The sequence below is a fragment of the Methylomonas sp. HYX-M1 genome, assembly GCF_040741385.1.
Lineage (GTDB): Bacteria > Pseudomonadota > Gammaproteobacteria > Methylococcales > Methylomonadaceae > Methylomonas > Methylomonas rhizoryzae.
Map to the genome: position 1 here is coordinate 3,092,077 of NZ_CP160405.1, position 14,216 is coordinate 3,106,292.

Below are 14,216 nucleotides of genomic sequence, written 5' to 3' on the forward strand. Positions count from 1 at the left end.
TTTATGTAACTAATTTGTAAGATGCAATTATTAAATATAACTCAATCAAGTTAATTCAGAAAATATAGCGCATTTCTAATTAATTTTGTGATATTTAAAACCCCTTAAACAGCCACGTATAAACCTTTAGGTTTTAATATATTTTTTTTGGAGGCCGGAATGAAAAAAATTCTACTCAATTCATTGTATGTAATTGCAGTATTGTTTTCCGAGCCGGCGTTAACTGCACCTATAATTTCGCTGGATCCACATCCTCAAAAAGTCCACCTGGGAGAAAATATTTTTATCACTATTAATGTATCTGGTTTGCAGTCGGGGGGAACAAATACTTTACTTGCTGCATTTAGCATGGATGTGCACTTTGATAGCGATATTTTTCAGTTCTTGCCGGGACTTTCGTCATTCGGCAGCGGATTAGGTGATGTAGGCTTGGGCGAAGCATTGATTGGAGACTCATCTCCCGGCTCCGGAATATTAAGCTTATATGAACTGTCTTTACTGGAAGATAGTACCAGTAACTGTATTCTATGCACAGGCCCTTATTTGGAAGATTTACAAGGCAATAGTTTTACGTTGGCAAACTTGGCCTTCTATATGCCGTTCGACGCTAAATTTTCCGGCACAACAAGCATATTTTCGACTGCCAATGTAATATTAAGCGATCCTTTCGGAAAGGAAATTACAAACTTCAGTAATCCAAGCACCGCCGTGTCGGTAGACGAACCGACAACTACACTATTGATAATTATTGGCCTTATTTTAATTATTGAAAAAAATTATAAGCATGTTTTTTTTTACAAAAGATAGCCGGCGCATCAGAAATTCGATTTTAATTGATATATGGTATATTAAGTATACAATTGGATTCTGTCTATTAGCAACAATACCACCAGCACCTGCCGATAATTGCCCGGTTAGTACGGTAAATACTGTTAACGATTTAATTCAGGCAATTAATAGCGCCAATACAAGTAATGTTTGCCTAATAACTATTCAGAAAGGTAACTACCTAATTTCAGATTCCATAAAAACGGACTCAGGTGAAGAGATAGGCTTACCTGAAATCACTAGCAATATAACAATTCAAGGCGCAGGAACGGACGTCACAACAATTACAACAAATCTTCAAAATCTTAGAGCGATTAATATCGCAGAATCAGGAAATTTGACAATCAGAGATGTTAAATTAACCGGATTTATGGGGCATTCAGGAGCAGCAATTAATAACAAAGGCCAATTGACACTTTCAAATATTTTAATCTCCGACAATAGCAATGATGATAACGGTGGCGGCATTTACAACGAAAATAAATTAACTATCAATGACAGCATTTTCTCAAATAATACTGCAACTTGCGGGGGAGGAATTTACTCAGCGAGTGGCAAAATGATAATTAGCAACACCAAGTTTGAAAGCAACACACTGGACGATGGAGATTGCGCCGGCGGCGCGATATTCAATAAAAATACTGATGCGACTTTAATAAAAGTCTTGATATTGGACAATTATAATCCATCAATACGATTTAATCCAGGATATGGAGGAGGAATATACAACGACGGTTCCATGACAATTATAGATGCAACGATTTCAAGAAATGATCAGGATAAAGGTGGAGGCATCTATAACGACGGAAAGCTTATACTAAATAACTCCACAGTTACAGATAATTTTGCCTCACACGGTGGCGGTATCTTTAACGATGGAAATTTAACTATGCTAAATACTACTGTCAGCAAGAATATCGCTTCGGGCGGCAGTGGTGGCGGGATTGCAAACTTAAATACGGTGTTAATTAATAATGGCACTATTGCTCAAAATCAATGTATAGATTGCAATAATGATGATTCATCGCCGTTCCCCCTACCTGGAGGCGGGATTGCAAACAGAGATGAGGGCGTTCAAGTTAAAAACACGATTATTTCAAACAACACAAGCGATACCGGTTCAACCGGCAACTGTAGCGCACCGATCATATCCAATGGCTATAATTTGGATAGTGATGGAACTTGTGACCTAAATCAGCCGGGCGATATTGCAAACCAGGATGCCAAATTGGGGCTGCTACAAGATAACATGGGGCCTACGTTTACTCACGCGTTATTGGATGGCAGTCCCGCAATCGATGCAGGCGACAACAACGGCTGTCCTTCCAGAGATCAGAGAGGGGCAATTCGCCCGCAAGATGGTGACGGGGACCACGAAGTCAAATGCGATATTGGCGCTTACGAAGCCGGAGTCTTGACCGATCTTGACAAGGTTCAAGTCAATGGCGACGCAAACAAGGATTTACCCTTTATCCGCTTGACCAGCGATGAGCCGTCCAAAGCAGGTAGCGCGTTCTTGCCTACGGTCTTTGCCCTGACTCCGACTTCAGTCATACACACCCGGTTTTCATTTCAAATCGGCGGCATATATTCCGACGGTCCTCTGGGATCGGATGGCTTAGCCTTTGTCATGCACAATGACCCGCGCGGACCTACCGCCGTGGGAAATAGCGGGGAAGGCTTAGGTTTCGGAATTAACGAAACCGGAGATAATCCCGTCAATCCGATAGCGCCAAGCATCGCCATAGAGTTTGATACGCACCGGAATGCCTTTCCACTTCATTTTTCGCCCGATCCGGACGGCAACCACATTGCTCTAATCAACAACGGCGAGATATTCAATCATCTTGCTTATGACACGCCCGCTTTATCGCTTAACGACGGCTCCATCCGTTATGTGTGGCTCGATTACGTTGGAGTAAGCAAGCACCTTGAAGTGTTTATGGCCGCAAGCGAAGTTAAACCTGCCGCTCCAATCATTTCAACTACTGTCGATTTGTCGTCCAGCCTGGGAAATAAAGTCTATTTCGGCTTTACTGCAGGAACCGGAGGTGGATTTAATCGCCATGACATTCTTTCCTGGAAGTTAAACTTCGTTTTTTCGCCCGCTATAGGCGATTTCAATGGCGATAGCTGCGTCGATCAAGCCGACTTAATAACTTTATTGGCAGTTATCAACGGTACCGGAAACAAACCATTAACTTACGATTTAAACGGCGATGGCAAAGTGAATATTGCCGATTCGCGTAAGCTGGTGACCTTGTTCACTAGACCGCGTGGTAACGCTTGTTTTTAAGATTAAAGTGAAACAATCCCCTTCCCCAAAGAAGGGGACGAATCCCCCCCGGTTTCCCTATGGCGCAAGGCAGAGAAAACCGTAAGACAGTATTCCCCGGAAATTGGGAAATACGCGGTCCGCAGGATGCGAGAACATCAAAAGGAATAGACGGCGATTCAATCTATCCCGGTTAAGTCCGATTCCTTGACTCTCAGACCCCGTCGGCCGGGCAAGCAAGCTCCGGCCAATTCCGAATCGGCACGAATCAGAACGTAGGAGTGCGGGCATCGCAAATTACGCCAAGCAAACAAGATTTACGCCGGGGCTGCAAGGCCCCGTGCTTGGAGCGCTTACGAAATTCCAGACACTTCAGCATTATAGAACGGATGAAACGCGACTGAGCCGTCGGATTCAAATCTACCTTAAACCGGGTTTGACTATCCCACCGGAATACCCGTTGCTTTGTTAAGCCGCCTCTGCGACAACTTGACGCAGAGGCGCGAAGTTCGCGCGGGATAATGTAAACTTTTCCTCATCATTATTACGTTACAATCCCGAACTACAGATAACGTATGGATGCGAGCACTCAAAGTTTTACAGACATTCGCACCTCGGCATTTCAGCTTTTTTCCTTGTCACCTAACCGCTCTATCGAACGATGCTTTTGACTCGCGACCTGCGTTTCTTCTATAAAGCGCGTTCGATCAAATAAAGCGGCAACCGTTAATGGGACAATCGTTGAAGCCACGCGGGCGATTCGTTGCTTACAAGCCGATTTAACCGACAAGAGTATTTAAGCGAGTAGTTTGAATTCGATTCATGCTTTAAATCAGGAATATTTCAGGACGTTTCTCACCTAACCCCCAGCAAATGGAATCACGATGTACATGAATGATAAAAAATCCGTTTTCAGAAATTTAGGAATCGCCGTATTAAGCGTGGGTATAGTAGCCTGTAACGGCGCCGAAGAGCGCAAAGCGAAGTACATGGAGGAAGGCAGACAGCTATTCCAAGCCGGCGATTACGAGAAAGCCCAATTGGCTTTCAAGAACGTGCTGCAAATCGATCCGAAAAATTGGGAAGGCCATTTCCAAATGGCGGAAACCTTGAGCAAACAAGGCAAAATCGAAAACGCCTTCCGCGAGTACAACACCATTGTGCAAAACGACGAAAATCACGTGATGGCGCGGATTCGGGTTGGACAATTACTGTTGCTGAACCGGGCATTGCCGGACGCCGAGAAAATGACCGACGAAGCCTTGAGCAAAGCGCCTGACAACGTGGAAGCTTTGGTGTTAAAGGCCGGCATTCAATTGGCAAAAAACGAAACGGGCAATTCTGCCGCAACAATCGACAAAGCCTTGCAACTCAGCCCGGACGACGTCTCGGCATTGTTGATGAAAACCTCGGTGTTGTTGAAATCCGGCTCGGACCAGCAGGCTATAGACCTAATGCAGCAAGCCGTGGAAAAACACGCCGACAACATTCCGCTCCGTTCGATGCTGGTCAATATTTATGCAAAAAATCAGCGTAATCCGGAAGCTGAGGAACAATTAAAACAGATTTTGCTGCTTCAACCCAACGAGGTGCAACATTACAAAAATTTGGCGCTGTTTCAAGTCCGCACCAATCAATTGGATGCCGCCGAAGCCAGCTTAAGAGAAGCAGTGCAAAAATTACCGGAAAACGAAAACGCCCGGAACAATTTATTAGACTTTTTGGTGGAAAAGCGTGGGGCGGAAGTTGCAATTTCCGAACTGCTACCGATGATTGCCGCCAAACCCGACGCCTATAGCTTGAAATTCAAGCTGGCTTCGCTGTATTTGACCGGTAAAGACGCAGAAAAAGCCGAACAAACGCTGAAAGAAATCGTCGAGCAAGACAAGCTGGGGCCGAACGGCATCAGCGCTCGCAATAAAATCGCGTCCTTATATATGTTGACCAAACGCGGCGACGAGGCCAAAGCCCTGGTTAAAGAGGTTTTAGACGCCAATCCAAGAGATGCGGAAGGTTTAACCTTACGCGGGCAATTCGCGTTAGCCGAAAACAAAACCCCGGAAGCCATCGCCGATTTCCGTTCGGTGTTGGTTGACCAGCCCAACAATCTCAACGTGTTAAAGCTATTGGCAGCCGCGCACTTGCGTAACGAAGAACCGGAGCTGGCCAAAGAGCAAATGGAAAAAGTGGTTTCCCTGGCCCCGGGAGACGAAATAGCCAGGCTGGATTTAGTCAATTTGCACATGAAAGCCGGCAAGGAAGAGCAAGCCAGACAACAACTGGAAGCGTTGTTGAAAGTCAAACCGGACAGCAAGAAAGGCCTGGAAACGCTGTTCAAACTGGAAGTAGCCAAAAAACAATGGAGTAACGCTCAATCGGCGGCCGCGCGGATCGTGGAAGCCTTCCCGAACGAAGCTACCGGCAACTACATGTCGGCCCTCGCCTATCAAGCCGAAGGCAAATTGGACAATGCCATTGACAAATTCAAACAGGCGTTGAGTCAAAAACCGGATGCCATAGAACCCCTAACGGAGTTGACCAAAACGTATTTGGCGCAAAAACAGGCGGCGAAAGCCGTAGCGGAATTGCAGCAGGTCATTAAAGCCTATCCGAATCACTTCATTGCCTATAACCTGTTGGGCGGCGTCTATTTAGCGGATCAAAAGCTTGCCGATGCCAAAGCCGCATTTGTAAAAGCCCGCGACCTAAAGTCCGACTGGTTCAGCCCTTATCGGAATTTAGCGTTGGTTGCGTTAATGCAAAAGAATAAAACCGACGCCATCAAAGCCTATGAGCAAGGCATAGAAAAAACCAACGGTGCCTTGGAATTGGTGGAAGATCTGGCCAGACTGTATCACGGGGCCGGGGAACACGACAAAGTATTGGCCTTATACGAAGCCTCCTATCAAAAACATCCCAATTCGGCAGTCGCGGTAAACAATCTGGCCAGTTACCTTTCCGACTACGCCAATACGCCGGAAAATCTGCAACGCGCTGCAGGGTTAGCCGAACCATTGGCCAAATCCAACAACGCCAGCTTTTTGGATACCGTGGGCTGGATAGCTTATCAACAAGGCAAACTCGAAGAAGCGAAAGCGCATTTGCGTAAATCGCTGGAATTGGAACCTAACCTACCGATTACCAACTATCACATGGGCATGGTTTACGTTAAGGAAAATGCCGTTACCGAGGCCAAAACGTATTTCGAGAAAGCCACGGAAGCTAAAGGCAACTTCGAAGGCAAAGAGCAAGCCAAGCAAATGCTGGATAAATTGGCTCAAGGTCAGTAAGGATAACCGGAATGCCCCCATCCGGCGGATACGCCATAAGCCGCCGGAGCGGGTTCGCACCGGCGGCTTGGTCAAAGTTGATTAAGCCGGGTCAGGCAAAACCCGGTTTTATTCGAACGGAATTTTCTTATCGGTCGCTTTGTTGAATACGGTGCCGAGAATATTGCAATCTTTCAGCAAACCGGCGGCGTGTTTTAGCTCCTCGGTTTTAGTTTTACCCTCTTCGACCACCAACAGTACGCAATCGACGTAAGGGGCGAATCCCAAGGTATCGTCGTGAGACAACAGCGGCGGCATGTCGAAAATGATGGTGCGCGACGGATAACGGCTTTTCAGCTCCTCCACCAAGCGCACCATTTTCGGCGAATGCAGCATTTCTGTGGAATTAAACAAAGGCTTACCGGCCGGTAGCACTACCAAACGCTCGATGCCCGGATTGATCAAGATTTCGCTCAATTCCTTATCGTGCAGCAAATAATCGCCCAAGCCGGTTTGAGCGGATAAGCCGAATAACTTGCCGACACCCGGATCGACGAAATTCGCGTCGACCAACAACGCCGTTCTATCCAGCTCCATCGCAATACTAATGGCCAAATTGACCGCAGTCAGGGTGTTGCCGCTGGTGCTATGGGTACTGGTAATAGCCAGTGTTTTCCATTCCATAGCATCCATGCTTTGCAAGCAACGGGTACGCAACATTCGAAACGATTCCAGCCATTTGCCCGGCGGGAAAGCGGAAATGATCCGATTCTCTTTTAACAATGCGTGCTCAGACGTCTGCACGCGAGTTTGTTTATAGGCCACGCTCAATCCGTCTTGCGTCGACGGACTTGTCGGCATGATTGGTGCAGTGGATTTTTCCGCAAATTTTTCTAAGGAACTCATAATTAATCTCGTCGCTTTATAAGCCGGCTACCCGTAGCAGTTTGTACCAAAACACGTCCAACGGCATGAACAGAAAATGAAATAGCAAAGCGGCAATCAATGCCGAAACACCGGCTCCTATCAATATTAGTTGCTGACGTTTGCGATATTGCTCGCGCTCCGCACTACTTTCCAAGTACGGAATAGTCGCTAAAGGCGCAGTCCCCATAATCATCAGAATGTTTTTCTCGCTGTGGATACTGGAATCCACGACCTCCACCAACATCACCGAACCTATCCCACAAGCCACGGAAAGTATCACGCCCAGCAACAAAATCGCCAGGCGATTCGGACTAACCGGCTGCAAAGGCTCTTGCGGCGGATCGATCAGGGTGAAACGCTCGCCTTTCTTTTCCAGCTCCAACTGCTGGGAAATTTGGGCTTCCATCTCCCTGGCACTGACTTCTTGATACCTTTGATTGGTGTTGTTCAACTCCTGCACCATGTCCATATAGTCTTTTTCGACCAATGGGCCTTGCATCAGATTATTGCGTAATTCGTTGATCTTCTTTTTCACCTCTTCGCGGGTAAAGCCCAAGGATTTAATATCCGTGTTGACGCCTTCCAATTGCGCTTTAAGGGTAATGTAGGCAGGGTTATCCGGTTCCAAATCAACCGCAGCATACTCGCTGGGTTTACTATCAACTAAAGTCTGTTGCAAAGCATTGATCTCTTTTTGCAATTTTTGTATATCCGGATGTTTTTCGGAGTATTGCTTCAACATCTGCGCCAATTGCGCCTTTTTATCGATGACTTCGGCATTGATTTTATTGGCGTCCAGGTTGGAACCGATTTCTTTTTGTAAGGATTCGATTTCCCGTTTAGTCTTCACCACGTCCGGGTGGCTGTCCGAATATCGGGCCACCATCGAAGGGTATTGAGACTGCAACTCCTTCAATCGATCCCGCATCCCGAAAACCCGGCTGCCGGCGGCATTGACCGACATCGCGTTCGGGTCGATCTGCGCTAATTGGCCTTCCAGGTAGAAGCGCCGCTCCTGCGCCGAACGCTCCTGACTATCCAAACTCAACAGTTGATTGTTTAAGGCAGTCAGCTCCTGCATGTTGAGTTGATTGACCTCGGGCAGTTGGCGCAAATGCTTTTCCTTGAATCCGGCCAGATCGGCTTGCAGCTGTTGAATTTTGGCTTTCAACCGCCGCGCTTCTTCGCTCAAAAACAACGCGGCATTTTCGGCCGACTCGGTTCTGGACTTGATGTTTTCTTTCAAGAACAGCGAAGTCAATTCATTCGCCACTTTTTGCGCTAAATTGGGCGATTTATCGTCGAACGACAAAATAAAAGCGATGGTCGCTTTAGTCGGAACGCCTCTGCGCGGGTCTATCACGTCCGCGCTGATATTTTCCACACTAATGCTTTCCCGCATTTTTTCGAGTATCACTTCTTCGGTCTTGGTCTGCCTGTCGTCGGCGTAGAGATCGTATTTTTTGATGATGTCGGTCAAATTGGCCCTGGACATAATGCGCTGGCTAATCACCTGTATCCTTTGATCGGCAAAGGTAGTGACGGTGGATTTGACCAAATCGGAGGGAATTTCCTGTTCCTCGATCAAAATAGTCGCGGTAGAGCGGTAAACCGACGGCAAGGCCACCGCCAAAATGATGCTCAGCAGCACGAGAACAACGGTAGGAATGATTAGGTATTTTCGGCGTTTTTTGACGATTTTCAGATAGTCCTTAACATCGAGTACTTGAGTTTCCACGCTATTTCACCTGCCGATTAATTTGAGGTTGATACGAAAATTGTAAAAAGACGTCATTTCCCACTGCAGCTTGACCGACCGACGAATATTCCTGTTGCCGGTAAGAATAGGACAAGCGTAAATCGATGTCTTCAGTCCAACGCCAACGAATATTCGGCGTAAAAGTCATATAAGTACGGTTGTTGCTGAAAAAATTTCCTGCTTGCGCGAGCGTCCGGTCCGATTGCAGATAACTGGCTTCCAGCCCGGAACTCCAACGCTCATCAAATTGATAACGCGCGTTTAAAGAAACGGAAGTCGTGTCCCTTTGACCGCCGGTACTGGCCGGAGTCAACTGTTGGCCGGCATTAATGTCGATACTACCCCAATCGTACTTGCGATTGATACCTGCGGAAAACACGTTACCGCTGGCACTGGAAGTTTGCTCGGCTACCGTGCTGGATGCGGGAAAATCCAGAAATTGGACCGTCTGACTAGTGACGCTGGTACTATCGGTGTTACGGATACCTCCGGACAACGTAAACAGCGTCCGTTCGTCATACGCGTATTTCAACCCCGCTTGGTAGGTGAAGGTATCCGACTCCTGACTATAAGCCGTAACGATACTCGTGCCGTTGCTGACCACCGGCGGATACTCACCGCTCGTGGAAAACCGGGCAAAACTACCGGTAAAATTCACCGAAAATCGCGAAGAAACCCCATGCGTCAGCATGGCCGATACTTGGCCGTTGGTATAATCGGAATAGAACTGTCCTACATTTTTTTGCGGATCGCGTTGATAGGCAACGTCCAGATACGAATAAGCCAGTTGCACCGAATCGCGTTCGGTTAAGCTGTAGGTTAAGTTAGGACTAATCGATTGGGTGGTTTTAGGAATTTGCACTTGCAAATTACCGTTACCGTCCAAATCCAATTGAGTATTGATCGAAGACTCTTCGGCATAACGAGCGCTCAAACCGGTCTTGAAACGCTCTGCGGTAAATTGGTGATTAAAATCGGCAATTTTCTCGGAAAAATCCAATTCCGATTCGTCGTGATAAATAATTTCGTTCCAATGAAAGTTGGTTTTCAATTCGTGATTTTCGCCGATATAACCCAGCAATATTCCAGGCGAAATCGTAGTAATAAAATTATCGCGGTTAGGCTTGATCTGCATCCGCAGGTTGTCGGTATACCGTTCCTTGACACCGAACGAGGGATCGAATAGCCAATCGATTGCCTGACAATTAGCGCATACCATCAGCATGGCCGGCAGAGTCAATTCCGTTTTGATCTTCATGGAAAACAAGCTCACCTCGTCCTAAGGCACCGTAACCGTATCTCCGGGCTCCAACAGTATGTTTTGCTCCAGATGATCGCCGTCGATCACGTCGTCGTAATCGAACGGAAATACGGTAACCTTATCGCCGGACCGGCGCAGTACGCTGATGTTATCTTCGTCGGCGAATACCGTTAACCCGCCCGCCATGCTTAAAGCCTGCAATACGTCTATCCGTCTTGCCGCGTAGACTTGCCCGGGTTTATTGACTTTACCGATCACAAAAATCGCATTGCCTTGGTTGTTCAGTAATTTAACGCTGACGGACGGATCGGCGATATAATCGGCCAGCTTGAAGCTCAGCAGCTGCTTCAAGTCGCTAATGGTCCGGCCGGCGGCGTTAAGACTGCCGACTAACGGAAAATCTATCGTTCCGTCCGGGCCGATCAAAAATTGCTGTTGCTGCAATCCCTCTTCCTTCCAGACCGTAATTTCCAACGCATCTCCCGGAGAAAGCAAGTAATTGGGCGTACCGGCCGGTTCTTTCAGCACCAGAACGTCGTTAGCGGTAGGAACGGTAGTTGCGGGAGTTGCGGGAGTTTCAGAATCGGCGAAAGCGGAATAGTTAACTAGCAAAAACGCAAAGACAAGATTAAGTAACTGTTTCAAAACGCATTCCTTTCTATAACGTTGAAAAATGCACCGCGACTCGATTCCTGTAAACACGGCTAAATCGACAGTGTATGCTCGAAATGTAACAATAACTTTAACGACTCGATTTCGTTACTATCCAAGGTTTTACACGGCTGGATTCGGGCTATCCTCGAATCGCGCACCGAGTGCAAGTATATGCCAGCGATTGACATAATCCAACAACTAAACTAAGTAACTCTATGATGCTAAATGACTTTGTTCAGCGGGTAAAAACCGGAAACGATGTAGATTTCCAAGACACCATGGCTATCATCGCCGAACACTATCACTATCAACCGGTTGATTTTACTAACGGAATCGACAAGCCCATCCATAACCCGGCCGGCACGAACGAAGGCTCTTGCAAGATTTTTGCATTCGCTTTGTTACACGACTTTAATCAAACCCAAACCTTGACCTTATTCGGCGCTTATTATCGGCAGGACGTGCTGAATAACCCCGGCGGCAACGACCATCAAAACATTCGAACCTTCATGCGGGACGGCTGGGCCGGCATCCGCTTTGAAGGCCAGGCGCTCGCCGCCAAAGATTTGCGTGCCGGTTGATCTTCTAATCGTCGGACAAGGCTTGGCCGGCAGTCTGTTGGCGTGGTATTCGCTTCGCCGGCATTTTAGCGTACTTGTGATAGACGACGGCGAATTTAACGCCTCGCGGGTAGCTGCCGGCTTAATCAATCCGGTAAGCGGACAACGCTTGAATCTAAATCCGGAAATCGCCGCGCTGTTACCGTTTGCCGAACGTTGTTATCGACAGTTTGCCGTTCATTTCGCCCGGACTTTTTTTATTCCGTTGAATATGTTGCGCATCCTGCAAACCGAGCGGGAACGGCAATATGCCGAGCGCCGCCTGCTCGATCCCCGCTATCGAGAATTTTTGCAAACGGAATGCGATTATCCCGAACCCGTCCAGGCGCCTTTAGGGGTGGTGGTGCAAAAACAAACCGGTTATCTAAATACCGGCTTGTTGCTGGACAGCCTGCGCGATTATTTTATGGAACGAGGAATCTATCGACAAATTCGACTGGACTACGCCGAAATTACCCTGCAAGCCGGTTTGTCCTGGCGTGACGTTCGGCCCCGCCACATCGTATTTTGCGAAGGTTACCGGGGCGGCAAAAATCCTTGGTTCGGCTTATTACCGTTTCAACCCGCCAAAGGCGAAATTATTACTTGCGTTTCCGAACGGCACACGCCCAACCGCATACTCAACTACGGTAACTGGCTGTTACCCATCGGGCCGGAAACGTTCAAAGTCGGCGCCAGCTTCAGTCCCAAGTTCAGCGACACACGCCCCAACCCTGAAACGCGCCGGCAATTGCTTGCCCGCCTGCAAGCCGTCTACCCTGACCTGGCGCGGGCTGAAGTCGTTCAACACGCAGCCGGCGTCCGCCCGACCACGCTGGATAAGCAACCCTTGATCGGTACCCACCCGCATCATCCTAATTTACATATTTTTAACGGCTTCGGCGCCAAAGGTAGCCTGAGCATTCCTTGGTACGCCGAGCGCTTTGCCGCGCACTTGCAAGAGGGGGTTGCGTTGCCGAAACAAGCCGATATCCGTCGCTACTATGACCAGAGTTTCATTGACCCGCACAGCGCATGAATTAATCGAAACCATCTTGCGTCCCGGCGATCGTGCGATAGACGCCACGGTGGGCAACGGCCACGATACCCTGTTTTTAGCCCGATGCGTAGGCGATAGCGGCCGAGTTTTCGGTTTCGACATTCAAAGCCGGGCTTTGCGCAAAACCGCGGATAAGTTGGCACAACAGGGCATGACGGCGAGAACGGCCCTATTCAACGTCGATCACAGCCAAATGGGCCGGACTATCCCTGCCGACAGTCACGGCAAGATCAAAGTAGCAATGTTCAATTTGGGCTATTTGCCGGGCGGCGACAAAACAATCACGACGCAAACGGCCAATACCGTTAAGGCCATAGCCGTTGCCGCCGAGATGACCTCGGCTCATGGTTTAATCAGCATCCTGGCTTACCCCGGACACCCGGAAGGAGCCTTGGAAACCGACGCCGTCGAACATTACCTCTACAGCTTACCGGCGCAAGACTACCAGGTCCGAACGCTAGCTTCCCAGCATCCCACCCCGAGCGCCCCCCGCTTGTTCGTTGTCGAAAAAAAGCCGATGGAAAGGTAGAAACCGGCTGAGGATATCAATACCCAGCCATGCCGGCTTAGCCTCCTCGCTTACAACAAATGTTTCACCGCCTGGCGTTCCTCGATGAGTTCGGCTTGATTCGCCCGCAGCTTGTCCAAACTGAATTCGTTCAAATCCAAGCCTTTAACGATGCTGTATTGCCCGTCCCTCACCACAACCGGAAACGAATACACCAAACCGGATTCGATACCGTAACTACCGTCCGACGGTACGGCCATACTCACCCAATCGCCGGCATCGGTACCGTTGATCCAGGTAGCCATGTGCAAAATGGCCGCGTTGGCCGCGGAAGCCGCGCTGGATTGCCCTCTTACCTTGATCACTTCGGTGCCGCGAAACTGTACGGTGGGCATGAATTCGTCCTTAAACCAAGACGCCTCTACCAGCGACAACGCATCCTGCCCTTTAACTTTGGCGTGATGCAAATCGGGATATTGCGTACAGGAATGATTGCCCCAAACTATCACGTTTTTTACCTCCAGCGTGCGTACCCCGCATTTTTGCGCAAGCTGGCTAATTGCCCGGGTGTGATCCAGCATCGTCATCGCGGCGAAACATTCGGGCGCCAAATCGGGAGCGCTTTGATACGCTAAAAATGCATTGGTATTGGCGGGATTGCCGGTGACCAGAACCTTGACGTTGCGGCTCGCCACATCGTTCAAAGCCCGGCCTTGCACCAAAAAGATTTCCGCGTTCTGCGACAACAAATCGCTACGCAACATACCTTGTGTGCGCGGTCTGGCGCCGACAAGAAAGGCATAATCCACGTTTTCGAACGCCACTCTGGGATCGTCGGTCACCACAATCTTATGCAACAGCGGAAACGCACAATCGGTAAGTTCCATCACCACCCCTTTCAGCGCTTGCAGCGCCGGGGTAATTTCCAACAAGCGCAACACGATCGGTTGCTCCGGTCCCAACAAATCACCCGCCGCGAGCCTGAACAACAACGAATAACTGATTTGGCCCGCAGCGCCGGTAACGGCAATATCAACTGGTGTTTTCATCGGATACCTTTGGTGTCGAAATTATTG

Annotated in this window: 11 protein-coding genes; 6 read left to right on the forward strand and 5 right to left on the reverse strand. The window is 48.5% G+C overall.

What is annotated here, in order from left to right; genetic code table 11:
- The first annotated feature begins 159 nt into the window (after positions 1-159).
- The 3 genes from AB0A83_RS13920 (at position 160) to AB0A83_RS13930 (ending at position 6,393) form a co-directional block, all read left to right on the forward strand.
- Entirely contained in the window at positions 160-807 is a 648-nt protein-coding gene (locus AB0A83_RS13920; protein WP_367154497.1) for a cohesin domain-containing protein, read from the forward strand.
- Positions 785-3,124 (forward strand): choice-of-anchor Q domain-containing protein, encoded by a 2,340-nt coding sequence (locus AB0A83_RS13925; protein ID WP_367154498.1) that lies wholly within the window; start codon positions 785-787, stop codon positions 3,122-3,124. Before AB0A83_RS13920 ends, AB0A83_RS13925 begins: the two co-directional genes overlap by 23 nt.
- Before the next feature lie 869 nt (positions 3,125-3,993).
- The gene (locus AB0A83_RS13930; protein WP_150049390.1) at positions 3,994-6,393 is read left to right on the forward strand and encodes a tetratricopeptide repeat protein; all 2,400 of its coding nucleotides are present in this window, start codon (positions 3,994-3,996) and stop codon (positions 6,391-6,393) included.
- Between the two features lie 108 nt (positions 6,394-6,501).
- Here AB0A83_RS13930 and AB0A83_RS13935 read toward each other — a convergent pair whose 3' ends face one another.
- From AB0A83_RS13935 to AB0A83_RS13950, 4 genes are read right to left on the reverse strand one after another with little or no spacing between them, the layout of a single operon-like run.
- Positions 6,502-7,278, reverse strand: coding sequence for a CpsD/CapB family tyrosine-protein kinase (locus AB0A83_RS13935; protein ID WP_150049392.1), 777 nt, complete (start codon positions 7,276-7,278; stop codon positions 6,502-6,504).
- A 16-nt stretch (positions 7,279-7,294) separates the two neighbouring features.
- Entirely contained in the window at positions 7,295-9,037 is a 1,743-nt protein-coding gene (locus AB0A83_RS13940) for a Wzz/FepE/Etk N-terminal domain-containing protein (RefSeq protein ID WP_150049394.1), read from the reverse strand.
- A 1-nt stretch (position 9,038) separates the two neighbouring features.
- A complete protein-coding gene (locus AB0A83_RS13945) occupies positions 9,039-10,316 on the reverse strand; it encodes a hypothetical protein (RefSeq protein ID WP_367154499.1) in 1,278 nt (425 codons plus the stop codon).
- Positions 10,317-10,337: 21 nt separating this feature from the next.
- Positions 10,338-10,964 (reverse strand): polysaccharide biosynthesis/export family protein, encoded by a 627-nt coding sequence (locus AB0A83_RS13950; RefSeq protein ID WP_367154500.1) that lies wholly within the window; start codon positions 10,962-10,964, stop codon positions 10,338-10,340.
- A 224-nt stretch (positions 10,965-11,188) separates the two neighbouring features.
- On the opposite strand from AB0A83_RS13950, the gene AB0A83_RS13955 reads away from it, so the two are divergent.
- Genes AB0A83_RS13955 through AB0A83_RS13965 form a run of 3 tightly spaced genes read left to right on the forward strand, consistent with a single transcriptional unit; the run spans position 11,189 to position 13,161 of the window.
- Positions 11,189-11,554, forward strand: a complete 366-nt coding sequence (locus AB0A83_RS13955; protein ID WP_150049398.1) for a HopJ type III effector protein — start codon at positions 11,189-11,191, stop codon at positions 11,552-11,554.
- Positions 11,544-12,611, forward strand: a complete 1,068-nt coding sequence (locus tag AB0A83_RS13960) for an NAD(P)/FAD-dependent oxidoreductase (protein ID WP_367154501.1) — start codon at positions 11,544-11,546, stop codon at positions 12,609-12,611. The genes AB0A83_RS13955 and AB0A83_RS13960 overlap by 11 nt, the downstream gene beginning before the upstream one ends.
- Complete coding sequence (locus AB0A83_RS13965; RefSeq protein WP_367154502.1) at positions 12,577-13,161, forward strand: class I SAM-dependent methyltransferase; 585 nt, start codon at positions 12,577-12,579, stop codon at positions 13,159-13,161. The genes AB0A83_RS13960 and AB0A83_RS13965 overlap by 35 nt, the downstream gene beginning before the upstream one ends.
- 50 nt (positions 13,162-13,211) lie before the next feature.
- Here AB0A83_RS13965 and AB0A83_RS13970 read toward each other — a convergent pair whose 3' ends face one another.
- Positions 13,212-14,189: a malate dehydrogenase gene (locus tag AB0A83_RS13970; RefSeq protein ID WP_150049404.1), complete on the reverse strand. Its 978-nt coding sequence runs from the start codon at positions 14,187-14,189 to the stop codon at positions 13,212-13,214.
- Positions 14,190-14,216 lie beyond the last annotated feature (27 nt).

Excerpts from the sequence above, each read along its gene's own strand:
- AB0A83_RS13945 (WP_367154499.1), bottom strand. The coding sequence starts at position 10,316 with ATGAAGATCAAAACGGAATTGACTCTGCCGGCCATGCTGATGGTATGC.
- AB0A83_RS13925 (WP_367154498.1), top strand. The coding sequence starts at position 785 with ATGTTTTTTTTTACAAAAGATAGCCGGCGCATCAGAAATTCGATTTTA.
- AB0A83_RS13930 (WP_150049390.1), top strand. The coding sequence starts at position 3,994 with ATGAATGATAAAAAATCCGTTTTCAGAAATTTAGGAATCGCCGTATTA.
- AB0A83_RS13965 (WP_367154502.1), top strand. The coding sequence starts at position 12,577 with ATGACCAGAGTTTCATTGACCCGCACAGCGCATGAATTAATCGAAACC.
- AB0A83_RS13935 (WP_150049392.1), bottom strand. The coding sequence starts at position 7,278 with ATGAGTTCCTTAGAAAAATTTGCGGAAAAATCCACTGCACCAATCATG.
- AB0A83_RS13970 (WP_150049404.1), bottom strand. The coding sequence starts at position 14,189 with ATGAAAACACCAGTTGATATTGCCGTTACCGGCGCTGCGGGCCAAATC.
- AB0A83_RS13955 (WP_150049398.1), top strand. The coding sequence starts at position 11,189 with ATGATGCTAAATGACTTTGTTCAGCGGGTAAAAACCGGAAACGATGTA.
- AB0A83_RS13920 (WP_367154497.1), top strand. The coding sequence starts at position 160 with ATGAAAAAAATTCTACTCAATTCATTGTATGTAATTGCAGTATTGTTT.